The organism is Streptomyces sp. NPDC058457 (assembly GCF_042720695.1).
Classification (GTDB): Bacteria; Actinomycetota; Actinomycetes; order Streptomycetales; family Streptomycetaceae; genus Streptomyces.
On the sequence record NZ_JBHXLU010000002.1, the window covers coordinates 245,263 to 268,885 of the forward strand.

A 23,623-nucleotide genomic window follows, 5' to 3' on the forward strand; every position below is an offset into this window, starting at 1 on the left:
GGTCAGAGGAAGGCGGCGAGGCCGTCCAGGAGCCGGTCCACGTCGTCGGTGGTGTTGTAGGGGGCCAGGCCCGCTCGTAGGGCGGGGTTCTCGAGCTTCAGCGCGGTGAAGGGCTCGTGCGCGTAGAACGATCCCGCGGGTGCCACCACGTCGCGTGCGGCCAGGTGTGTCTGGGCCTCGCGGGCGTCGCGGCCTTCGAAGGTCATCAGGAGGGTCGGCGTGCGGTCGGGGGCCTTCGAGTGCAGGGTGACGGCGTCGCCCAGGGAATCGAGGCCCTCCTGGAGCCTCGTGCGCAGCGACCGCTCGTGCTCGTGCAGGGAGGCCAGGGACCGCGTCAGGCGCTCCCTGCGCGAGGTCTCCTCACCTGACGTACCGGGATCCATCGCGGCGAGGAAGTCGACGGCCGCGGTGGCGCCCGCGAGGATCTCGTAGGGGAGCGTGCCGAACTCGAAGCGTTCGGGGACGGTGTCGGGGGAGGGCAGGAGCTTGTCCGGGCGCAGGGTCTCGAGGAGCGCGGGGGCTGCGGCGAGCACTCCGCAGTGCGGTCCGAGGAACTTGTACGGCGAGCAGACGAACAGGTCGACTCCGAGGGCGGGTACGTCCACGAGGTGGTGCGCGGCGTAGTGGACGCCGTCGGCGTACACCAGGGCGCCGGCCTCGTGGGCGCGGTCGGCGATGACGCGGACGGGCGGCTTGGTGCCCAGCACGTTGGAGGCGGCCGTGACCGCGACCAGCCGGGTCCGGGGGGAGAGGGCCCGCTCGTACGAGTCGAGGTCCAGCTGCGTGGTGTCGGCGTCGATCTCGATCCAGCGGACCGTCACCCCGGCGCGCTCGGCCGCCTGGATCCAGGGGCGGACGTTGGCGTCGTGGTCCAGGCGGCTGAGGATGATCTCGTCGCCCGCGTTCCAGGTCTTGGCCAGGTGGCGTGCGAAGTCGTAGGTGAGCTGGGTGGCGCTGCGGCCGTGGACCACGCCGTTCGCGGGCATGCGGAGCAGGTCGGCGTAGGCGCTGCGGAAGTCCGCGACCGCGCGCTCGGCGTTGCGTTCGGACGGGCTGACGGTTCCCCGGTTGGACAGGGGGCCGGTCAGCGTCGCGGCGATGGCGTCGGCGACGGGGCGGGGGGTCTGCGTTCCGCCCGGACCGTCGAAGTAGGCGAGGCCGGTGGCGAGGGAGGGAAAGTGGGCCCGCAGGGCGGTGGGATCGAGAGCCATGGTCTCGGCTTTCTGTCGGGCGGAGTGCCGGGCGTCGGGGTGCCCTTACTCTGGCGTCGACCTCGCGACACGTAAAGCGATGGATCCCGAGGAGAAGGTTCATGAACCGTGAAGTCTCAACCGGATCTGAAGCTCCTGGCCACCTTCCTGGCCGTGGGGGTTTCGAAGTCCGGTGATCAGAGCTGTGGATCGGAGTGGTCGGCGGTGGATATGACGCTTCGAAGGATTTCCGCTGCGGATGCGGACAAGGGATTCCGGCATGTCGTATCCCGGTTTTCGGGTGAACGCGGCGGTGTGGAGAGTGAGTGCTTTCTCGGCCGGGAGTGGGAAGTCCTGGAGCAGATCCTGCTGGCCCAGGGGCCTGAGGAGACCAGCGGGCTTCCCATCACCATGGGCGACCTCCTCGGCGACGACGACCTCGGCACCGCCTGCTTCCACCTCCCGCCGGACGAGGTGGCGGTCGCAGCCCGTTTCCTGGTCGCCATCGACGCCGAACGGTCCGTCGCCGACCACGCCGACGAGATCGCGAGGACGTTTCGCCACGGCGATGTCCCGGCCGGATACCTGGAAGTCCTCGCCCGTCACCTGGAGAAGATCCGTGCTCTCTACACCGCGGCCGATCAGGCAGGTGAAGGCGTTGCGAAACTCGTCCAGGGCTGACACCCGCCGCCCCGGCCCTGACCCGTAAGGGCGGCGGCCGTCGCGCCCTTACGAGGCGCCGTGCCGGATGCCGTGGGACACGCGTGATGCCGACGGCGGGGCCCGGGAGCGGCTGGACGGGCGGCAAGGTTCCGGCAAGGTTCCGGCAAGGCTTCCTCACCATCGTCGTCATGTGCACCGAGGCGACCGCACCGGCCACCGGAGCGGAAGGGCCCGACGGCGCACGTCATCGCACATCCGCGCGCAGGGGAGGAAAAGTGAACACGAACTTCAGCTCCAGGCCGGCGAGGTACGGTCTCGTATCCGTCGCAGTGGCCGCACTCGCCGTTCCGGCGGCCGTGATCGGACTGGCCGCGCCCGCGTCCGCGGCGGATGCCTGCAACGTGACCGGCCCCAACCGCGACCCGGGCCCCTATGTGAGGCAGACGGCGGGTGTCTCCGCCAACATGCGCAGTGGGCCCAGCACCGCTTGCGGCATCAAGGGCTACGCGGACAACCAGGACGCCCTGAACTACTTCTGCTACACCATCAACAGCTCCAATGCCACCTGGACGTACCTCAAGAACGAAACCGACGGCACGTCCGGGTGGGTGAGCGACAGCCTGCTGCCCAACGGCGGCTCCTACTACAACTGCGACGGTTCCTGACCCGGAGCACTCCGGCCCCGGCCCCCGCCCGGCGTGTCGGCCAGCTCCCCGGGGCCGGCCGGCAGGCCGGGGCGGCGCAGCCGGGCGCGGACGCCGTCCGAGTCCGGCACGCCGAGTTCGTCGAGGATGTCCGCCGCGCGCCGGGCGGCCCGCCGTGCCGCGTGGGCCTCGCCGGCGGCCCGGTGGCTCTCGCTGAGGTGGGCCAGCACGTCGGCCTCGAAGTAGCGGTCCCCGAGACCGTGGAACAGCGCGACGGCGTTGCCGTAGCAGGCCGCCGCCTGGCGGTGGTCGCCGAGGTGCTGGTGAGCGTAGCCGAGGCTGTCCCAGGTGTCCGCCTGCCCGTCGCGGACGCCGAGTTCGGTGAAGAGCTCCAGCGCCTGCCCGCAGAACGCGAGGCACTGGCGGTGGTCGCCGAGCTGCGCGTGATACCAGCCGACCGAGTTCAGGGCCCGGGCCTGTCCGGTCCGATGGCCCAGGGAGGTGTACTGGTCAAGGGCCTCCTCGGCACTGGCCAGCGCTTCGGGGCAGGCGTCCCGCCGGGCGTGCAGGCGGGCCAGGTCGAGGTGGGTGTGGGCCTGCTCGGTCCGGTCGCCGAGGGCCTTGTGGAGATCCAGGGCGCGGGTGAGGTGGGCGAGCGCGTCGTCCAGCCGCGTCAGGCGGGTGCAGGCACGGCCGAGGCCGCTGTGGGCGTCGGCCTCCCCGGCGGCGGAGGCCGAGCGCAGTGCGGCGGCCAGCGCGGCCTCCTGGGCCGTGGCCCAGTCGGACCAGTGGCCGCGCCGCTGCAGGAACGTGGTCAGGGCGCGGGTCAGCTGCCAGATCGGGGCATCCGGTGCCCGCGTGGCGGTGCCCGACCGGTGCACCACCGCGAGGAGCACGGGGTGCTCGGCGGTGAACCAGGCAAGGGCCGCTCCGTGGTCCGCGGCGTGCTCGGGGGAGACGCCGGGGACCACGGGCGGCAGTGCGATCGGGTCGCGGTGCGGATCCAGCATGCGGTCGGCGGAGTGGGCCGAGTGCAGGTAGTGGCCGAACACGCGGTCCCCGGCCGCTCGCGTCTCGTCGGCGGTGTGTGCGGTGCCGGCGAGTTCGGCCGCGTACATCCGCAGCAGGTCGTGGAGTACGTATCTGCCGCGCGAGTACTCCGTGACCAGGTGGCTGTCGGCCAGCACCGTCAGCAGCCGGCCTGCCTGCTCGACGGGGAGCCCGGCCAGGCTCGCGGCGGCGGCCACGCTGAGGTCCGGGCCGGGGTGCACGCCGAGCAGCCGGAACATCCGGGCGGCCTGCGGGCTCAGGGCTCCGTACGACCAGGAGAACACGGCCCGTACGTCCGCCCGCGTGTCCTCGTCGCCGAAGCTGTCCAGCCCTTCGGGGGCGTGCTGGGCGTCCCGGAGTTCGGCGGCCAGCCGGGCCAGGCCGAGCCGCGGCTCGATCGCCGCCCGGGCCGCCACGATCACCAGGGCCAGCGGCAGCCGCGCGCAGCGGCTCACGATCTCGTCCACCGCCAGCGGTTCGGACATCACGCGCCCGGCCCCTATCCGGCGGGCGAGCAGCCGCCGGCACTCCGCCGCGGGCAGCACGTCCAGGACCAGGCTGCGGGCGCCTTCCAGAGCGATCAGGCCGGAGAGCCGGTTCCGGCTGGTCACCAGGGTGAAGCACCCTGGACTGCCGGGCAGGAACGCCCGCACCTGTTCGGCGTCGCGGGCGTTGTCGAGCATCACCAGCATCCGCCGTCCCGCCAGCATGCCGCGGTACAGCCCGGTCTGCGCCTCCAGGCTCACCGGCATGTGCTGGGGGAGCACGCCCAACGCCTCCAGCAGCCGGGGCAGCGCTTCCGCCGGGGTCACGGGTGGCCGCGAAGGCTCGAAACCGTGGAGGTTCAGGTAGATCTGGCCGTCCTCGAACCAGTCGGCCACCCGGTGCGCCCAGTGGACGGCCACCGCCGTCTTCCCTACCCCCGCGGTTCCGGAGAGGGTCGAGACCACCGCCACCGAGGGGCCGCCGATGCCCTCGGCGAGGATCTTGTCGAGCTGGGCGAGCTCCTCCTCCCGGCCGGTGAAAGCCGGTACGTCCAGGGGCAGACGTGCCAGAACCGGCGCGGACCGCCGCCGTGCCGGAGGCGGCCGGTCCGTGGCCTCGGCCGGCCCGGAGGCGCCCTGCAGGATCGCCTGGTGGAGCCGCCGGAGCTCGGTCCCAGGATCGGCGCCCAGTTCTTCGGCCAGCCGCTTGCGGGCCTCGGCGAAGCACTCCAGGGCCTCGGAGCCGCGCCCCGCCTCGTACAGCGCCCGCATCAGCACGGCCACCAGCGGCTCCACGAGCGGGTGTTCGCCGATCAGCTCGGGCACCCGGCCGATCACCACCGCGTGGTTGCCCACCGCCGTCTCCGCGTCGGCCCACGCCGTGACCGCGTCCAGCCGCTGCCGCTGCCAGGTGTCGCGCATCCGCGACACCCACTCCCCGGACAGCCCGGCGAGCGGCTCCCCGCGCCACAGGTCCAGAGCCTCCCGGAGCATCGTCACCTGCCCGGCGCCGCCCCGGCCCGCTCTGCGGGCGTCGGCGACCAGGCGATGGAACCGGTGGAGGTCCACCTCCTCGGCGTCGGTGTCCAGCACGTAACCACCGCCCCGCCGGAGCAGACCAGGCGTGCGAACGGCCCCGGTGGCCGCCAACACCCGCCGGATGCGGGCCACATGCGCGTACAGCGCCTGACGCGCCCCCTCCGGCGGATCATCGCCCCACACACGTCTCATCAGGGTCTCGAGCGGCACGGCCCGGCCTGCGTCCACCGCGAGCGCCGCCATCACGCTCCGCCGCTGCGGAGGACCCACGTCGACAGGGCCGTGGCCCACCACCTCGACGGGCCCGAGAAGTCTGAACGTCACCACGACAACCCCCGGCGATCGGACGCGCACACCGTCCGCACTCTCGCCTGGCCGGTCAGCCCCTTCACCGGCGTCGCCCTGTCGACGCCTCCCGGGCACCAGGCACGACAGACGCTACGGGCGCGTGAGAGAGCCCGACAAGGCTCCGGCCAGCCAGGTCTTCTCGGGCGCCGGGCGGGGCCACGACCGTCAGGCGGACGTCGGCCGCACCGGAAACCCGTCGACGGCAGGCGGCGACTTCGTCGAGGATCTCTTCTGCGGTCTTCGTGCCACGTCCTGATCCAGGCACGGAGATCCATCGGAAGGGTCCAGGAGGGCGCAGCCCGTGCGGCCGGACACCGGGCGGTCCGTTCCGGAGCGAGGCCGGGTGGCGCGTTCTGTACATCCGGGGCCCGGCCGGGAGCGGGTGCGCCGGCGGCGGGGATGCCGTCCGGGCCATCTGCGTGGCGATGGCGCCGTTCGACTACAACCGTGACGTCGGGGTCGGCGATCCGGTCGCCGACCTGGGCGGCGACCTCGGTGTCCTGGTGCGCCACGCCGTGGACGCCGTCTTGCCCTCGAACGCCCTGCTGACCCTGGGCGGACGCTGGCTGGACGTCGCGAACGCCGAGCGACGCCGCTGCTTCAACGACTACCCCGACGCACTTCCGGCCGACGCGTACGCGGTTCGCGTGCCGTACCACGGATGAGGCCCGCGTCCGCGACGACGCCTCAAGGGCGGTCAGGTCCTCGTCGCCGCCGCGCGGGATGTGCGACGCGCGACGTCGCTTGACAAAACGGGACGCTGTTCCGGATAGTAATCGGGACAGTGTTCCGTTTAGTTCGGCCGCGGCCAGGCCCGCATGACCGCCGACGGACGGGACGCAGAAGGGAACCGTTCACCATGAGTGCATTCACCGACACCACCGGCGCCTTCGGCCCGTCCGCTCCCGTGCTGTCGTACAGCCCGGTGACGCTGTCCGTGCCCGGACGGCCCGTGGAGCTCCAGGTCCGCGTCTCCGCGCCCGTGACCGGGACCGGCCTGCCCGTCGTCCTGTTCTCGCACGGCCACGGCGGCTCCAACAACCTCTCCTCGCTGAACGGCTACGCACCCCTCGCCAACCTCTGGGCGGCAGCCGGATTCACCGTCTTGCAGCCCACCCACCTCAGCTCCCGGACCCTGGCCCGGCGACTCGCCGGTGCCCCCGGCGGCCCCTTCTTCTGGCGCTCCCGAGCCGAGGACATGAGCCATGTCCTGGACCGGCTCGACGAGATCGAGAACACCGTGCCGGGGCTCGCCGGGCGCCTCGACCACGACCGGGTCGCGGTCGCCGGGCACTCCCTCGGCGGCCACACCGCGAGCCTGCTGCTGGGCGCCCGGACCACCGACCCCGACACCGGGACGGAGGCGGACCTGAGCGAGCCCCGCATCAAGGCGGGCGTACTGCTGGCGGCGCCCGGCAGAGGCGGCGACATCCTCAACGGACCGATGGCCGACAAGGTGCCGTTCTTCCACGCCACCGACTTCTCCACGATGACCACACCCACCCTGGTCGTCGTCGGCGACAAGGACGACTCCCGGCACTTCACCGACATCGGCCCCGACTGGCACGCCGACCCCTTCCACCTCGCCCCCACCCCCAAGACCCTGCTCACCCTGTTCGACGCCGAGCACCTGCTCGGCGGCATCTCCGGATACGACGCCGACGAGACCACCGACGAGGACCCCGGACGCGTCGCCGCCCTCGGCCGCCTCGCCGCGGCCTACCTGCGCACTCAGCTCCAGCCCGACCCGTATGCCTGGCAGGCGGCGTGCGAGGCGCTGACGACAGGCGCCGCTCCGGTCGGACAAGTCGAGTGCAAGTAGGCCGTGCGGGGAGACGTGGCCGGATTAGTTGACGCATTGTCAAATATGGTTGTGAGAAAGGTCATTGTCGGTCACATCATGGCAATGGAAGGGCGTACGCGCCCCTTTCCCCCGGTGTAGCTTCTACCCGTCAGTAGAGGCTTGAGCAACGGGGGACGCGTGGTTGCCTCTCCGCATACCGAGAAGTTCGCCGCCCGCCTTCGGATGCTGAAGGACCGCAGCGGCCGGGGATACGACCGCCTCGGCAAGGAGGCGGGCGTCAGCGGTTCCAGTCTGCATCGCTACTGCTCGGGCCTCAGCGTCCCGGCCGACTACCGGGTGGTGCATGCCTTCGCCAAGGTGTGCGGAGCCAGTGCGGAGGAGCTTCGCGAACTCCACCGGCTGTGGGCGCTGGCGGACACCGACCGCGATGCGCCGACTGCGGCTGCGACTGCGACTGCGGCTGCCGAGGAGAGCCCAGAGCCGGAGCCGGAGCCGCAGCCGGCGCCGGCGTCGGCGCCGGACGAACCTGCCGGGCCCATGCCGGCGGGCGCCGTACCGGATGACGTCACCCCGCCGGAGACCAGCAGGCCGCAGCGGTTCCGGGTGCCCGAGAAACCGTCCCCCCGTTTCGCGGTCCTGGCCGCCGTGGTCGCGGTGGTGCTGGTGGCCGGCTTTGTCTGGCTGCCCGGCAGCAGCTCCGACGGTGCCGCACCGGCGGCCGACGGCAGACTGCTGGACTCCACGGCGTGCAGGACCGTGAGCATGGGGCAGCACGACGCCTGCGTGCGCGAGGTCCAGACCCTGCTGGCGCGGGCGAAGGGCAAGCTCGCCGTCGACGGCGACTTCGGTCCTGAGACCCTGCGCAGAGTGACCGCGTTCCAGGTGCTGGCGGGTCTGCCGGCCACCAACGTGGTCGACGACGCCACCAAGAAGGCTCTCTACGCACAGCAGGTCAGCATGACGACCTGGTCGCCGGCCAGGGTGGCGAAGCGGATCCGTGAGGTGTTCGTCGAGGATCCCGGCACCGCCGAGGCCGTCGCCCGCTGCGCGTCGTTCCTCGACCCGCTGTACGTACTCCCGAACACCAACGGCAGCCGCAACTGGGGCGTGTTCCAGATATCCGACGCCCGTCTGCAGGACCTCGACGGCACACCGCTGCGGGCTTTCGACCCGGACTGGAACATCAGGGCGGCCCACCGGCTGTGGAGCGTCCGGCACGACTTCCACGACTGGCCCTCCTGCGAGGCGGCGCTGAAGACCACACCGAACACCACACCGAAGAAATGAGGCCCGGAGCTCCGGGTACCGAAGCGGCGGTACCCGGAGCTCCGCTTCCCCGGGAGCGGCGTCAGACCGTGCCGTCCTCCCACCACCAGTCACGGCCGAGGTCGGCCCTGCTGTCGACGTGCTGGTGGTCGACGGTGTACGTCTCCAGCCCGGAGAACCCGCAGGTCTCCGCCTTCTGGTAGACGGTCTTGGTGGCCACCCCGGGCACGTCGAGGTCGGCCGCGGTGCCGTACAGGTGCATGCTGTCGCTGGCCCCGCCGATCTCGGCGTTGTGCGCGATGCTGCGGAAGCCGGAGTTGACCGTGATCGGCTTGTCGCCCAGCTTCTTGCGCAGCGCCTCCAGCTTGTACATGCAGCGCCGGACGTTCTCCTTCACCTGCGACGCGCTCAGCTTGCCGCCGTTGAAGGTGCCGTCCGTCTGGTTGTAGAACTCGCTCCAGTTGAAGTGGAGCGTGGAGCCGTCCGACTGCTCCAGGGCGTTGAGCTTCGCCTGGGTGTTGGGGCCGACACTGGCGTCGGCGGTGAGGCCGTACGCGGTCTGGAACCGGCGTACGGCCGCCGCCGTACCGGAGCCGAAGTCCCCGTCGATGCTCACCCGGCTGTGGCTTGCGCTGTCCGCAGCCCAGCCCGCGATCCGGATCTGCAGTTCGGTCACGTCGGCGCCGGTGGCGCCCTGTTCCAGGGTGCGCGACCAGGAATAGGCCTGCGCGGTACCCGAGAACAGCAGTTGGCCGAAGGCTATGCCGGCGCCGGCGGCCAGCGTGCCGCGCAGCATGGTGCGGCGGTCCAGGGGACGGGAGGAGGAGGTCATGGTCGTCCTTTCGAGGAGGTCAGTAGGCGATCTGGAACGTCACGTTCTGCGCGTCGATGTCGTAGGCGTGCACACGCAGGACGAAGTGGGTGCCGTCCAGGACGTCGGTGGCGACGGTTCCCCACTCGGTACCGTGCGTGGTGTACGCGTCGCCGTTGTTGCACTTGCTGGTGTGGTCGACGAACACCACGCAGGCGTCCAGGTACACCCCGGGCTCGTCCGTGATGAGCCGCAGGTTGATGTCGTTGCACCGCGAGGACGTGGTGTAGGTGCCGTACTCCTTGGCGGCCGCCTGGTAGTGGTACGTCAGGGTCTTCGCGCCGCCGTAGCAGCTGGTGGCGGCGGCCGAGGGCGCCGAGTTCTGTGCCGAGGCGGGTGCGACGCCCACGCCCAGCAGCGCGGCCGCGGTGAACAGAACCGAGGCGAACGCCCTGCTTCTGGTCATGGTGGTCTCCGTTCGGGTGAGGGGGTCAGAAGGCGATCTGGATGGTGGCGGAACTGCCTTCCAGGTCCACGCCGTTGGGCACGGTGAACCTGGTCCCGTCCAGGACGTCGGTGGCGACGGTCGTCCAGCTCCAGCCGACCTTGGTCCAGCGGTTGCAGACGCCGGTCTTCTCGAACTTCACGCAGGCGACGATGTACTCCGCGTCGCCGCCGACGACGCGCATGTTGATGTCGTTGCAGCGGCTCGTGGTCCGGTACGGGCCGAAGTCGAGCACGTCCCCGTAGTGCACCGTGACGGCCCCGCCGTAGCAACTCGTCGCGGCCGCGGCGGCCGACACGGAGGCGGGCGCCGCAGCGGTGAGACCGGTGCTGCGGTTGGCCAGCCGGTCCAGGTCGGCCTGGGTGCCGTTGAACACGTCAGCGGTCGCCGGTGCCTTGATGCCCGGGAACAGTGCGGCGTCGGTGTACTGCCACATCGCCCAGGTCGTCGAGCCGGCCGGCACCGGCGGCTGGGTGATCGACTGCCGGTAGTCGGCGAGTTGCAGCGGATACCGGGCGAAGGCGGTGGTCGAACCCAGGCAGTCGTCCAGGAAGGACTTCTGGGTGTAGATGACCGGCGTACGGCCGAAGGCCGCCTCCACCTTGTCGAGCCAGGCCTTGGCGTCGGCCACCGTGCCGTAGGTGGGACAGCGGCCGGTGCCGTCGTCCATGCGCTCCAGGTCGAACACCGGCGGCAGGTCGCCGGCGCGCTGTCCGGTGTAGCCGGTCGCCCGCACCGCCGTGATGAACCGGTCGGCCTGCGCGGCGCCCGTGTCGGGCGCGGTGCCCGTGTAGAAGTGGTAGGGCGCGACGGCCAGTCCGGCCGCCCTGGCCGCCGGCAGGTCGGTGGCGAGGTACTCGTCGGTGACGTTCAGGCCGCGGGTGGCCTTGACCGTCGCGAACTCGACACCCGAGGCCTTCACGGCCTTCCAGTCGATCGGCGCGCCGTCGGGATGCTGGTACTTGGCCGTGTCCAGGCCGTCGACCGGGTAGCCGGCGGGGCGCGGTGGCGTGCAGTACGTGTTACGGCCGGACCAGTCCACCAGCTTCGCCCAGGTGTTGGGGCCCACGACGCCGTCGGCGCTGAGGCCCGCGCAGTGCTGGAGCTCGACGACCCGGGACTCGGTGCCGCCGCCGAAGTCGCCGTCGATCGTCAGCGGCGGGTAGTGGAACGGCTCCATGGCCAGGTTGAGCCGGCACTGCACTTCCTTGACCTCGACGCCGTTCGCGCCCTTGCGCAGCGTCGGGCGCGTGTCGGTGTGGCCGCACACGGCCGTCTGCGCCGTGGCCGACGTGCCCTGGGTGGCGCAGGTGTGCGGCCCGGCGGCCCAGGTGTTGAGCGCCGCCCAGGTCTGCGGGCCGAGCACACCGTCCACGCTCAGCCCGGCACACGCCTGGAACTCCTTGACCCGCGTCTCCGTCGCGGGTCCGAACGAACCGTCCGCCGCGATCGGCGTGTACCGGCTCGGCTTCGTCGCGAGATCGAGTTCGCACTGCGCCTCGACCGTCGGGTCCCCTGTCGATCCCCGCTGCAGCGTGGGCTGTTCACCGGTGTGCCCGCAGACCGCGACGGCGGTGGCCGCGGACTGGGCCGCGTGCACCGCCGTGGGCCCGTACAGGGGCAGGACCGCTGCCACGGCGAGGGTCAGACCCCGCAGAAGCGTCCTCCGTCCCATCTGTGTTCCCCCTCTGTGAGTGACCGGGAGCTCCCGGCGGGGGACATGCTGGCAGCGGCCGTCCCGAAGTCGGGCTCCGCTTGCCCGGATCGGGACACCGGGACGGTCAGGCCCCGGTGACCTGCGGGGACGGAGTGCTGCTGGGACGGGCGTGGGACACGGACGACGACGGGCCGGAGGGGGAGAGGGCTGACGTCGGCCATCACGGGTGTTCTGCCCGGCGAAGTGCGCCGCGTCCGGTTCCGGTGCCGGGCGCACGACGCCGCCGCGCACGGGGGTTCCGTGCGCGGCGGCGTCGTATGCGGTGCCTGGCGACGCGTCAGCCGATCGCCAGCTTGTTCTTCCAGCCGATGCCGTCACCGTTGCCGATGATCTCCGTACCGGAGCCGCTGAGTGCTGTGCGGCTGCCGGAGTAGAAGCGCACGGTGCCGTCCACTCTGAGCGTCCAGATGTCGGGGATGCCGTCCCCGTCGGCGTCCGGGGTGCCGAAGAGGAACCTGATGCTTGAGCTGCCCCAGCCGGAGGCGCCGTACTCGGTGTCCGCGCCGCCGGAGGAGGCGGCCGCCGAGGCGAGCGAACCGGTGTCGACCCCGCCGGTCGCGGTGTCCTTGATGCCCTTGCGCAACAGCAGCCGTCCGCTGGCATCCGAGCGGTAGACGAAGTCGGTGACGCCGTCGCCGGAGATGTCCTGGGCGGTGACGAGGTCGCGGTCGGTCCAGGCCGACGCGGACAGTCGCCGGGCCTCGTCCACGGTGGCGCCGTTGTACCCGATGAGTGCCCACAACGCGTCGCCCACCGTGAGGAAGAAGTCGGGCTTGCCGTCGCCCGTGGCGTCGCCGGCCGAGACGATCTGGGTGATCGTCGCGGGATCCGGAGCACCGGCCGGCAGCAGGATCTCGTGCCGCTTGCCGATGTCGACGGCACCGTAGCCGTCACCCGGGTACACCCACAGTCTGCCCGCGCGCACCGCGATCAGGTCCTGCAGGCCGTCACCGCCGTAGACGTCGCCGAGGTGGGCGATGAGGGTGTTCTTCCAGTAGCCGGAGGACGGACGGGAGTACAGCGGCAGGTCGTCACCGTTCGGGTCCTTGTCGCTGTTCTCCTGGTAGGCGCCGGACATGGAGTAGCCGAGGGCGCCGGTGCCCTTGGAGCCGTCGACGGTGCCCTTGTCCGGGTACATGCGCAGGTTGCCGTTGGCGTCCACGACCATGAGGTCGGGGAAGCCGTCGCCGGTGAAGTCTCCCGGCGCGTCGGCCGTGTCGCGCGGGGTGACGTAGAAGAAGTACTTCCGCGGGTCCGACACGTTCCCGGCGTCGTCCACGGCCCGTACGTAGAGCACGTTCGGCCCGGCGAGCGGCGGCTTCGCGCCGGAGTAGGTGCTCAGGGTGGAGGTGGCGGCGCCGTTCGTCCGTGACACGGAACCGCTGTACGAGGCGGAGTTGAAGCCGTACTCGTACTTGACCACGTCGGTCTGCGAGGCCTTGAAGGTGAACGAGCCCGCCGTGCCGAACCTGACGGTGGACCAGGTGGAGTCCTCGTCGGAGTTCCCGAAGCCGTCGTCCTTCGCGTCGGCGTCGGGGAACGTCGTGGAGGTGACCACGGGCGGCGTGGGCCGGGAGCTGTCGAAGACGAACCGGCACGGCGTCTTCGACGGCGAATAGCCCGAGGCCGTCCCGCGCTTGTCCACCGCCTTGACCCGCCAGGAGTACTTGACGCCGTTCTTCAGGCCGCTGGTGGAGAACGGGTCGGTGTGCACGCGGGCCGAGTCGGTCTGGCTGCCGACCGTGACCTTGGCCTTGCTGCCCAGCAGGTTCCCGCTGCCGCCGGTCGGCCACAGTTCGAAGCGCAGGGAGGCCAGGTTGGCGTCCTTGTCGCTGCTGTCGGCCCAGAAGGTGATCGAATCGGCGCCGACGTTGACGTAGGGAGAGGTGGTGTCGCAGGACAGGTCCGGGTCGAGGTCCAGGTGCGAAGGGGCGGCCGGCGGGCGGTTGTAGACCAGCTCGACGTACGGGTCGTTGCCGCCGTCCGCCTGGAACTTCTTCCACGAGTACGCCGAGTCCTCGTCACCGGCCCGGAAGCCGACGGTGAGGGTGGACCAGCCGTGCGCGATCGCCTTCTGGGCGGCCGCCTTGACGTCGAACGCCTCGTAGTCGTCGGGGCAGCCCGAAGACCGGTAGCCGTGCGCGAAGCTCTTGCTCGCGAGCTTGTTGCCCGCCGTCATCTTCGGCGCGTTGCGCCAGGTCGTCTTGTTGCTGATCGCCCCGGTCAGATACACGTTCATGGTGCGGGCGCTGCACGACCACGAGTAGGTCTCCAGCGCGTGCAGCTTGGCGCTGATGACGGTGGCGCCCTTGAGGTCCGGGTTCCAGTCGATGCTGAAGAACGACCGCGAGGTCCCCCAGGTGTCCGACTCGAAGCCCACGCGCGCTTCGTGCGTGCCCTTGTTGAAGTTGCGCCCGTTGTAGAAGTTCGCGTTGGGATGGCGGCTGTAGGCGGTGGTCCAGTCGTTGGTGTGCTTGCTGACCGACGGGTCGATGAAGACCGGGTAGACCGTGTCGGGGTCGGTCAGGAAGTCCTGGTCCGGCGTCAGGGACCAGGTGGAGCCGTCGAGGTCGGCCGTCACCAGCGTGCCGCGGGAGTCGGGCTGCGGGCCGGCCAGCGAGGGCAGGTCCAGGGTGGCGGCCGCCCCCGTGTGGGTCGGCTCGGGCGAGGGCTCGGCGGGAACGGACGGCGCGGCGCTCTCGCTCTCCCCGGCGGAGGCGTCGGGAGCCTCGTCGGTGGCGTCGGACAGCACCTCGTCGTCCACGTCTCCGTCGTCGCTGTCGTCGACGGAGTCGCTGGGCTCGGGGGAGGCGGTGGGCGACTCCGAGTCGTCCGGAGCGGCACTGGCGTCGCCGGACAGGCTCTCGGCGGCGGTCGGTGACGCGCTCGTGCCCGCCTGACCGTCGGTCAGGGCGGGAGTTCCGGAGCTGTCCCACATCAGCGGCGTCGGCGAGATCGCCGCCTCCTCGCCGTCGGCGTCCCGGCCGCTGACGATACCGGTGGTGGGGTCGAGACTGAAGGTCAGGTCGGGGGAGGTCAGCCCGTAGGCCAGCTGCGCCACCCGTGGATCGGCAGCCGCCTGCCGGGTCTTGACCACCAGCAGCTGGGCGAAGCCCCCGTCGTCCGCCGTCAGCACCAGGTCGGCGCCGGGGATGATCTCCGGGTACAGCGCGCGCGAGCCGTCGATCACCGGGGTGGGGATGGTCCCCGGCCAGGTCAGCTGGACGGTGTGCGCCCCGGTGGTGAGCGTCACCAGGGCGGTACCGGTGCCGGCGGCCGCGGTGAGCAGCGAGACCCTGCGCACCCCGGTTCCGCGGTCGGCACGCGCGGAGGCGGTGCGGGAGCCCGCCGAGAACGTGAGACCGACGTCGGTGGCGCGTGGCGACCAGCCATGTCCGGTGCGGACCAGCGTGGCGTCGATCGGCTGCCAGCGGCCGTGGACCTTTGCACGGACCGGCGTGGCGTGCACGCGCCGCTGCAGCAGCCCGTCGGGCCGCGCCCAGGTGGTCTCGTACGCCGTGCGCAGCGCCGTCACCTCGACCGGTCTGCCGGACCTCGCCGCACGCGAGGCGGCCTCGGCCTCGGTGACCGGTGCGGCCGCGCGGGCCGGGTGGTCGCTGCCATGGTGCCGGTCCCCGCCGGCACCGGTCAGCCCGGCGTACGTCAGGCCGCCGACCGTGGCCAGGGCCACGACGGCCGCGGCCGCGGCCCGGCGGGCGCGCAGGCGCCGCCACTTGCTGGTCATGAGCGAGTCTTCCTTCCCCCTCGGACAACGGCTGCAGATCATGACCTACGGGAAGGCGCCCGTCACGCCTGTGTCCTGAACCGGTCGTCGCGGCAGAGCTCCTGGGGCGTCGGAGCATCCCGATTGACGCTCCTTTGACTGTTACATGACGTGATCATTGCCACATGATCACAGGGAACTCTGGATTTCTTCATGGCATGGACACAGAATCTGGCCGATCTTGAAGTGGCTTCGCCTGTGGTCAACCCAGGCGCCACTCCACCTTGTTTCGGGTCGACCGGGGGATTTTCGCCGTGCCCTTCTTCCTGTCCGCGCACCGGCGCAGACGCCGTTCCGCCGTGCTCGCGCCGGTGGCCGCGGCAGTGGCGCTCGCCCTGCTGCCCACCCAGGCGTTCGCCTCGCCGCCGGACCCCACCACCGCCGACGCCCCGCGTGAGGACGTCGACCTGGTGAAGCTCGCCGACGACGAGGCGGTCGCCGGTACCACCCGGGACCCCGGCCTCGACAGCATCCGCACGGACCAGCCCACCGACCAGACCGAGGCGCCGGCCGGCACCACCACCCCGGCCCCGGCCGGTAGCGCCCCGGTCAGCTTCGGCACCGGCACCACCCAGACCGCCCTGCGCACCGGCGGCTCCGCCACCGCCACGCAGACCGACTACGTGCCCGCCGGCCCCCTCCCGGTCAAGCTGGGGCAGGCCCCCGACGCACCCGCCCCCAGCGGCACCTGGCAGGTCGGCGTCTTCGACCAAGCCGCCCCCGAGGCCCAGGGCGTGGACGGCACCCTCGTCAAGGTGACCGCGCCGACGACGGGCTCGGTGCCGGTCTCGGTCCAGCTGAGCTACCAGAAGTACGAGAACCTCTACGGGGCCGACTGGGCCTCCAGGCTGCAGTTCGTCCAGTTCCCCGAGTGCTACCTGACCACCCCGGACGTCGAGGCGTGCCGGCAGTACACCGAGCTGGACACCGTCAACGACCCGCACGCCAAGACCGTGACGGCCACCGTCGACACCGCGGCCGACGGCACGGTCGGCCAGGCCGCCGCGAGCGGTTCCGCCCCCTCCGGCTCCGGTGCCGTGCAGGCCTCCTACGTGCAGCCGGCCGCGGCGAGCGGTGACAGCGCCGTCGTCGGAGCCGTCGACTCCGGGTCCGGTCCGGCCGGCACCTTCAAGGCCACGCCGCTGACCACCGACGGCAAGTGGGCCTCGGGCAGCTCCTCCGGTGCCTTCACCTGGTCCTACCCGCTCCAGGTGCCGCCGGCGCCCGCCGGCCCCCGGCCGGAGATCTCCTTCGACTACAACTCGCAGACGGTGGACGGCAGAACGGCCACCTCCTCACCCCAGTCGTCCTGGCTCGGCGAGGGCTGGAACTACGACCCCGGGCACATCGAGCGCCGCTACCGCACCTGCAAGGACGACCGCGAGGACATTGCCGCCGGTACGCCCAACAACAAGGACAAGAAGTACAAGACGTCCGACCTGTGCTGGGTGTCGTACAACGCCGTGCTGTCGCTCGGCGGCACGACCACCCAGCTGGTGCGGGTCGGCGAGACCGACAGCTACCGGCTGGAGAAGGACGACGGCACCAGGGTCGAGCTGAGGACCGGCGGCGACAACGGTGACAACAACGGCGAGTACTGGGTCGTCACCACCACCGACGGCACGCAGTACTTCTACGGCCTGAACAAGGTGGGCGGCGGTCACGCCGACACCGACTCCGTCTTCACCGTCCCCGTCTTCGGCAACCACCCGGGCGAGCCCTGCCACAAGGACGCCTTCGCCGACTCCCGGTGTACCGCGAGCGACGGCACCAAGCAGCAGCAGGCCTGGAGCTGGGGCCTGGACAAGGTCGTCGACGTGCACGGCAACACCATGGTCGTCACCTGGCACAAGTCGACCAACTACTACGCCGTCAACAAGAAGTTCACGACGCCCGAGAAGTACGTCCGCGGCGGCTACCCGGACACCATCGAGTACGGGATGCGCCCCGACAACCTCACCAGCCCCGCCGCGAAAGTAGTCTTCGACGCCGTACAGCGCTGTGTGGAGACCGACGGCTCCTGCGCCGCCGACAAGTTCGACGACACCAAGAACCCCGCCTCCTACCGCCCCTGGTGGGACAGCCCGGGCAACCTCAACTGCAAGTCCGACTCCAAGCTGTGCCCGGCCTTCCCGTCGTTCTGGATCCGGATGCGGCTGGGCAGCGTGACCACCTACGCCGCCCGCCCCGGCGGCAGCGGTCTGGCGCGCGTCGACACCTACACGCTCCACCACTCCTTCCCGCGTGACTGGTACAACACCTCGCCCGGGCTGTGGCTGGACTCCGTCACCCGCACCGGCTACGCGCCCGGCGACACCACCGGCACCCTGCTGACCACGTCCGGCGTCAGCTTCGGGCCGTACGTCGTCAGCGAGGACGACCCACTCGGCGGCTACCTCAAGGACCAGCAGCTGCCCAACCTGGTCCCCCGCTACAAGGGCGACCCGCGGCCCGGGTTCACCCGGCCCCGCATCGGCACGGTGTCCACCGAGAACGGCGGTGACGTCGAGGTCGTCTACCGCGGCGGCTGCCGCACCGAGCCGTCCGTGGACCCCGCCGCCAACCACGGCACCTGCTACCCCGTGCGCTGGTCGCCGGACGCGGAACAGGCCACGCCCCCGCTCGCCTGGTTCAACAAGTACGTCGTCGACTCGGTCACCGAGATCGACAAGATCTCCGGTGTCTCGGACCGCGTCACCACCAAGTACGCCTACAGCGACGCGGCCTGGGGGCAGGACGACGACGAGCTCACCAAACCGAGCCTGCGCACCTACAGCGTCTGGCGCGGCTACCAGAAGGTGGCCACGATCCGCGGCGCGAAGAACGGTGGCACCGCCGTGGGCGTCCCGCAGACCCAGTCGTACGGTGTCACCCGGTACTTCCGCGGCACCGGCGGCGCGGTGAAGGACTCCACCGGCGCCGTCACACTGGCCGCCGACGACGCGCCGCAGTACGCCGGCATGGCCGCCGAGACCCTCACCTACGACGGCACCGGCGGCCGGCTCCTCAAGCGCGCCCTGAACTACCCCTGGTCGCACCAGACGGCCTCCCGCACCCGCGACGGCGGACTCGACCCGCTCCTCGCCCACCAGGTCGGCGTCCGGCGCACCGACGCGATCCAGACGGTCGACTCCAGCTGGCAGGCGGTGCGCACCGAGACCGAGTTCGAGACCGACCACGGGCTGCCGTGGCAGGTGCAGACCGCCGTGGTCAAGCCCGACGGCAGCGGCGAGAAGCTCAGCGACTACACCTGCTCCCGCACCGACTACGTCAACAACGAGGACGCCAACCTCATCGGCCTGCCCAAGCAGGTCCGTCTGACGGCGACCTCCTGCGACGGCTGGGCGACCGCCGACCCGGCGACCCAGCTGATGAACGCCACCCGCACCAGCTACGACAACGGCGCCTGGGGTGCGACCCCCACCAAGGGCCTGCCCACCAGCATCGCCAACCCCGACGGCACCGGTGTCGGCTACTCGGTGGTGACCGGCCGCAGCTACGACCCGCTCGGCAGACCGCGCAAGATCACCGACCCGCTCAAGGGCGTCACGGAGACCCAGTACACGCCCGCCGACATCGGCGGACCGGTCACCGCGATCAAGACGATCAATCCCAAGGGGCACACCGGCACCACCACCTACGACCCGGGCCGCGGCCTGGCCCTGACGGTCACCGACACCAACGGGCACGTCTCCCGCAGCGAGTACGACGCCCTGGGCCGGCTGACCAAGGGCTGGTCGGCGTCCCGCTCCTCGGGCGGCCAGTCCCCGGACGTGATCATCGGCTACCAGATGGCCGCCGTCACCTCCAGCGCGACCAAGCCCACCGCGGTCACCGTGCAGACGATCAAGGACGACGGCACCTACGCCAGGCAGGTCACCCTCTACGACGGCCTGGGCCGCCAGTTCCAGGTCCAGAGCGAGGCGCACGGCCCGGGCCGCGTCATCGTCGACACCCGCTACGACGACCACGGTCTCGTGCGTGACCAGACCGGCGACTACCTCGCCAAGGGGGAGCCGGAGGCCGCGCAGTTCAAGCCCAGGAGCCTCAGCCTGGTGCCGAGCATGACCCGGACCACGTACGACGGTCTGGAGCGCCCGGTGAAGACGACCGCGCTGCACAGCGGCACGGCCGTCTACTACGACTCCACCAGCTACGGCGACAACTGGACGCTCGCCAAGCCGGCCGGCGGCGCCACCCCGGCGACGAAGACGACCACCGACGCCCTCGGCCGGGCCACCCGCGTCCAGCACTTCACCAACAAGGACCTCAGCGACTGGCGCAGCACCTGGTACGGCTACGACGTCCGGGGCAACCGCACCTCCGTCAAGGACCACCTGGGCAACCTCTGGACCTACACCTACGACGCGCGCGGAAGGCTCAGCACCTCCACCGACCCGGACCTCGGCACCTCGTCCTTCGAGTACGACGACCTCGACCGGCAGACCAAGGCGTCGGACGCGAACCAGAAGACGACCTACACCGACTACGACGCCATCGGCCGCGTCACCTATGTCCGGGAGGGCTCGCCCACCGCGACGCCGGTCAAGGAGTTCACCTACGACCTGCCCGGAGCGGCCGGCAAGCCCGCCTCCTCCATCCGGCACGACGCCACCGGCGACTACGTCGACTCGGTCACCGGCTACGACAGCGAGTACCGGCCGACCGGACGCGAGATCGTCGTCCCCGCCCAGGCCGACACCACCGGCCTCGCGGGCACCTACCGGTACGACTACACCTACACGCCCACCGGCAAGCCGCTCAGCGTCACCCTGCCGGCGGTCGGCGGCCTGGCCAAGGAGAAGGTCGTCACCCGCTACGACAGCGACGGCCTGCCCCAGTCCACCTCCGGCCTGACCTGGTACACCTCCGACGTCACCTACTCGCCCTACGGAGAGCCGCTGCGCACGGTCAGCGGCGCGCAGCCCTACCGGGTGTGGACGACGAACTTCATCGACGAGCACACCGGCCGCGTCCAGCGCACCGTGTGGGACCGGGAGACCGACAGCTCCCACCGGATCTCGGACTCCTACTACTCCTACGACCGGGCGGGCAACGTCACCTCCAGCGCCCGCAAGCAGACCACCGGGTCGACGAGCACCTGGGACACCCAGTGCTTCACCTACGACTACCTCGGCGAGATGGTCCAGGCCTGGACCTCCTCGGTGGCCGTGGGCACCGCGGGCACCGGCTGCAAGTCCGTGAGCGGCACCGCCTGGGGCTACCGGCAGGACGGCCAGTCCTCGGCCGGCCCCATCGCCGAGGCACCGGACTCCGCCACGGACGCCACCGCACCCGACAGCGACATGGCGGCCTCGCTGAACGCCGCCGCACCCGCCACCGGCACGGTGTCCGCCGACGCCACCGCCTACTTCCAGTCGTTCACCTTCGATGCGATCGGCAACCGGGCGAGCCTCACCGAGCACGACCCCGCCGACACCACCAAGGACGTCAAGAGCGTCTACGGCTACGGCACCCAGGGCACCGGAGGCACGCTCGCGCAGCCGCACACCCTGACCAAGGTCACACCGGCCACGGGCACCGCGTCGAGCTACACCTACACGGCGGTCGGCAACGCCGAGACCAGGACGCTGCCCGGCGGCACCCAGAACCTCGTCTGGAGCGCCGAGGACAAGGTCACCGAGGTCAAGGGCTTCGGCGACGGCGCCGGAGCGGTCGTCGGCCTGTCCGGGAAGTGCCTGGACGACGCCAGCGGTCTGACCACCGACGGCAACCCCGTACAGCTCTACCGGTGCAACAACTCCCGCGCCCAGCAGTGGCGGACGACCGGCGACACCCTGCGGATCCTCGGCAAGTGCGCGAGCGCCTCCGGCACCGCGAACGGCACCAAGATCCTGCTGGCCACCTGCGACGGCGGCAGCGCGCAGAAGTTCACCGTCCGCACCTCCGACAAGAGCCTCTACAACCCCGCGTCCGGCAAGTGCGTCGACGTACCGAGCTCCAACGACGCCGACGGCACTGATCTGCAGCTCTACACCTGCAACGGCAGCGCGGCCCAGCAGTGGACGCCGGCCGACCGCACGACGTACGTGTACGACGCCGCGGGCAACCGTCTGCTGGAGCACACCGCCGCGGGCAGCGTCCTCTACCTCGGTGAGACCGAGGTCAGCGCGGACATCAAGGGCAACATCGTCGCGGCGTCGCGCGGTTACTCCCACTCCGGGGCGCCCACCGTGGTCCGCTCCACCAAGTACGGCAGCACGACCGGTCACCGGCTGAGCATCCTGCTCACCGACCAGCTCGGCACCGCCACCACCGCGGTGGACGAAGCCAGTGGACAGCCCGTCACCCGCCGCTTCTCGAAGCCCTTCGGCGAGACGCGCGGCAGCCAGCCGTCCAGCTGGCCCAACCGGCGCTCCTACCTGCGCACCGGAATCGACGACACGGCCACCGGCCTGACCCACCTCGGCGCCCGTGAGTACGACCAGTCCACCGGCCGCTTCATCTCCGCCGACCCGGTCATCGACCCGTCCGACCCGCTGCAGATCAACGGTTACTCCTACGCCGACAACAACCCGGTCACCAAGAGCGACCCGGACGGCCTGCAGCCCATCGAGTGCTGGGAGGGCACGGCGGAATGCCGGGGCGGGCGGATCATCTCGGCGAAGCCGCATGAGGATGTCGACTCGGACCGTGCTCTCACCAAGGGCACGGTCAAGGGGCGCGACGTCATCTACGACGAGCGGGGCGTCCCGCACACGCTGGGCGTGAGGTCCGCCAACCACTCGGAGCAGGTCGCGTTCGACTACATGAACGAGGATCTGCAGTACGCCGGCAAGTACTCCGACGGTTCCCACAACGGCAGCGGCTCCCAGTACCTGTGGCAGGACGAGAACGAGGGTGTCATCAAGCAGAAGGCGTTGTGGCACAACGCCAACGGTGACCATGTGGCAGTCGGCACCACCTGTGACTTCATCAAGGTCACCTGGAAGAACGGGAAGATCGTCAAGGTCGACTCCTGGGACGCCAACGAGAGCAACAACAAGCAGTTCGACCCGGACAACACGGCCAAGACCGTGGCGCGGAAGATGGATGCCCAGGCCAAGGGCCAGACCCAGAACGTCGTCTACGTCGCCAAGAGTCAGGCCGAGGCCGAGGCGATCCGGGACAAGTTCGTCGGCAACAAGCACGTGCGCGTGATCTGGCCGGACGGCGCTTTCGACACGCAACGCGTGCAGCCGCTGATCCGCAAGACCGACGGAGGGACCATCCGGATCAACCCCGGCGAGGTCACCGAGAAGGCTCCCAGTGTGCCCGATGCGCCGTCCGAGCCCAGGTCGGGCGGGGGAAGCAGAGTGGGTAAGCTCATGGGCGGTCTCGGCGTCGTCGGTGATCTGTACATGATCTGGGACGCGACGCGCTCGTGGCAGCGGGGCTGTGACGGCTGGCTCGTCTCCTGTGACCCGCCGCCGATGGCATGAGTGTGAAGAGACCGAGGAAAGAGCTATGGCGAAAGAGCGAGTGACGGTGTGCCTCCCCCCGTGCGACCCGGGGGACGTCGTCCAGGCGATCGGCGCGGCGATGGCGCCGTTCGACTACAACCGTGATCCCGGAGTCGGCGGTCCGGATGTCGAGACCTGGTGGGACTACTGGCAGATCGACGGCCGGGGCTGCGAGTTCCTGGTCGTCCCGGGGCGTGAGGACGATCCGCGTCTCATCCGGGGTGCCGAGACCCTGTCCGGAGAGCCCCGCGATGTTTCGCCTTCACTGTGCGACGGCGGGCCGCGCGTGCTGTTGGATCTCGACACGCCACGCGCGCGGGCGGCCGCCCGCGCACGGCGGGCCTTCGAGGCGTGGCAGGACTTCTCCGCGGCTTACCCGCCGACCATGCCGTCGAGCCACTTCTGGGCGAGGCACTTCGCCGACCCCGAGAACTACCCGCAGGCACAGGCCCTGGAGGACTACCGCACCCAGCCGGCTGTCGTGGCGCTCAGGAGCAACCCCGAACTCCGGGACCTCATCGGCGGCGACCCTGCCGCCCGCCTCACCGGTGACCTCGAAGAATACGTGCGGGAACAAGCCGACCAGGTCCTGCCCTCGAACGCCCTGCTGACCCTGGACGGACGCTGGCTGGACGTGGCGAACGCCGAGCGGCGCCACTACTTCACCGAGTACCTCGACGCCCTTCCGGGCGACGCGTACGCCGTGCGCGTGCTTTACCACGGATGAGGCCCGCGTCCCTGCGGGGCGCGGCACGTCAGCGCCCCGTCAGGGGCGCGGGGAACTGCGCGACCAGCCCCCACGGACCCGCGGACGACCGCGACGGCCACGGCCCCGGCAATCCCAAGGGACCGCAC

At 71.0% G+C, this 23,623-nt stretch carries 14 protein-coding genes; 8 read left to right on the forward strand and 6 right to left on the reverse strand.

Going from position 1 to position 23,623, the window contains the following annotated elements:
- Positions 1-2: 2 nt before the first annotated feature.
- Positions 3-1,211 carry a cysteine desulfurase-like protein gene (locus ACFWPS_RS03035; RefSeq protein WP_383700223.1) on the reverse strand — a complete coding sequence of 403 codons (1,209 nt, stop codon included), beginning with the start codon at positions 1,209-1,211 and terminating at the stop codon, positions 3-5.
- 294 nt (positions 1,212-1,505) lie between these two features.
- Between ACFWPS_RS03035 and ACFWPS_RS03040 the strand changes: the two genes are divergently transcribed.
- Positions 1,506-1,871, forward strand: coding sequence for a hypothetical protein (locus ACFWPS_RS03040; protein ID WP_383700226.1), 366 nt, complete (start codon positions 1,506-1,508; stop codon positions 1,869-1,871).
- A gap of 257 nt (positions 1,872-2,128) precedes the next feature.
- Positions 2,129-2,518, forward strand: coding sequence for an SH3 domain-containing protein (locus tag ACFWPS_RS03045; RefSeq protein ID WP_383700228.1), 390 nt, complete (start codon positions 2,129-2,131; stop codon positions 2,516-2,518).
- Here the strand turns inward: ACFWPS_RS03045 and ACFWPS_RS03050 are convergent.
- Positions 2,497-5,394, reverse strand: coding sequence for a BTAD domain-containing putative transcriptional regulator (locus ACFWPS_RS03050; RefSeq protein WP_383700230.1), 2,898 nt, complete (start codon positions 5,392-5,394; stop codon positions 2,497-2,499). The genes ACFWPS_RS03045 and ACFWPS_RS03050 overlap by 22 nt on opposite strands.
- Positions 5,395-5,518: 124 nt before the next feature.
- On the opposite strand from ACFWPS_RS03050, the gene ACFWPS_RS03055 reads away from it, so the two are divergent.
- The 4 genes from ACFWPS_RS03055 (at position 5,519) to ACFWPS_RS03070 (ending at position 8,509) form a co-directional block, all read left to right on the forward strand.
- Positions 5,519-5,674: a hypothetical protein gene (locus ACFWPS_RS03055; RefSeq protein ID WP_383700232.1), complete on the forward strand. Its 156-nt coding sequence runs from the start codon at positions 5,519-5,521 to the stop codon at positions 5,672-5,674.
- A gap of 169 nt (positions 5,675-5,843) precedes the next feature.
- Entirely contained in the window at positions 5,844-6,083 is a 240-nt protein-coding gene (locus ACFWPS_RS03060) for a hypothetical protein (protein ID WP_383700234.1), read from the forward strand.
- A 194-nt stretch (positions 6,084-6,277) separates the two neighbouring features.
- Positions 6,278-7,240, forward strand: coding sequence for an alpha/beta hydrolase family protein (locus ACFWPS_RS03065; RefSeq protein ID WP_383700236.1), 963 nt, complete (start codon positions 6,278-6,280; stop codon positions 7,238-7,240).
- Between the two features lie 159 nt (positions 7,241-7,399).
- Positions 7,400-8,509: a helix-turn-helix domain-containing protein gene (locus tag ACFWPS_RS03070; protein ID WP_383700238.1), complete on the forward strand. Its 1,110-nt coding sequence runs from the start codon at positions 7,400-7,402 to the stop codon at positions 8,507-8,509.
- A 61-nt stretch (positions 8,510-8,570) separates the two neighbouring features.
- Here ACFWPS_RS03070 and ACFWPS_RS03075 read toward each other — a convergent pair whose 3' ends face one another.
- The 4 genes from ACFWPS_RS03075 to ACFWPS_RS03090 form a co-directional block, all read right to left on the reverse strand.
- On the reverse strand, positions 8,571-9,320 hold the full coding sequence (locus ACFWPS_RS03075; protein WP_383700240.1) for a D-Ala-D-Ala carboxypeptidase family metallohydrolase: 750 nt from the start codon (positions 9,318-9,320) through the stop codon (positions 8,571-8,573).
- A gap of 19 nt (positions 9,321-9,339) precedes the next feature.
- The gene (locus tag ACFWPS_RS03080; protein ID WP_383700242.1) at positions 9,340-9,765 is read right to left on the reverse strand and encodes a hypothetical protein; all 426 of its coding nucleotides are present in this window, start codon (positions 9,763-9,765) and stop codon (positions 9,340-9,342) included.
- Between the two features lie 25 nt (positions 9,766-9,790).
- The gene (locus ACFWPS_RS03085; protein ID WP_383700244.1) at positions 9,791-11,479 is read right to left on the reverse strand and encodes a GH25 family lysozyme; all 1,689 of its coding nucleotides are present in this window, start codon (positions 11,477-11,479) and stop codon (positions 9,791-9,793) included.
- Between the two features lie 319 nt (positions 11,480-11,798).
- Positions 11,799-15,266 (reverse strand): DNRLRE domain-containing protein, encoded by a 3,468-nt coding sequence (locus ACFWPS_RS03090; RefSeq protein WP_383700246.1) that lies wholly within the window; start codon positions 15,264-15,266, stop codon positions 11,799-11,801.
- 293 nt (positions 15,267-15,559) lie between these two features.
- Between ACFWPS_RS03090 and ACFWPS_RS03095 the strand changes: the two genes are divergently transcribed.
- Positions 15,560-22,747, forward strand: coding sequence for a ricin-type beta-trefoil lectin domain protein (locus ACFWPS_RS03095; RefSeq protein ID WP_383700248.1), 7,188 nt, complete (start codon positions 15,560-15,562; stop codon positions 22,745-22,747).
- Positions 22,748-22,772: 25 nt separating this feature from the next.
- Entirely contained in the window at positions 22,773-23,495 is a 723-nt protein-coding gene (locus tag ACFWPS_RS03100) for a hypothetical protein (protein ID WP_383700250.1), read from the forward strand.
- The last annotated feature ends 128 nt before the right edge of the window (positions 23,496-23,623 follow it).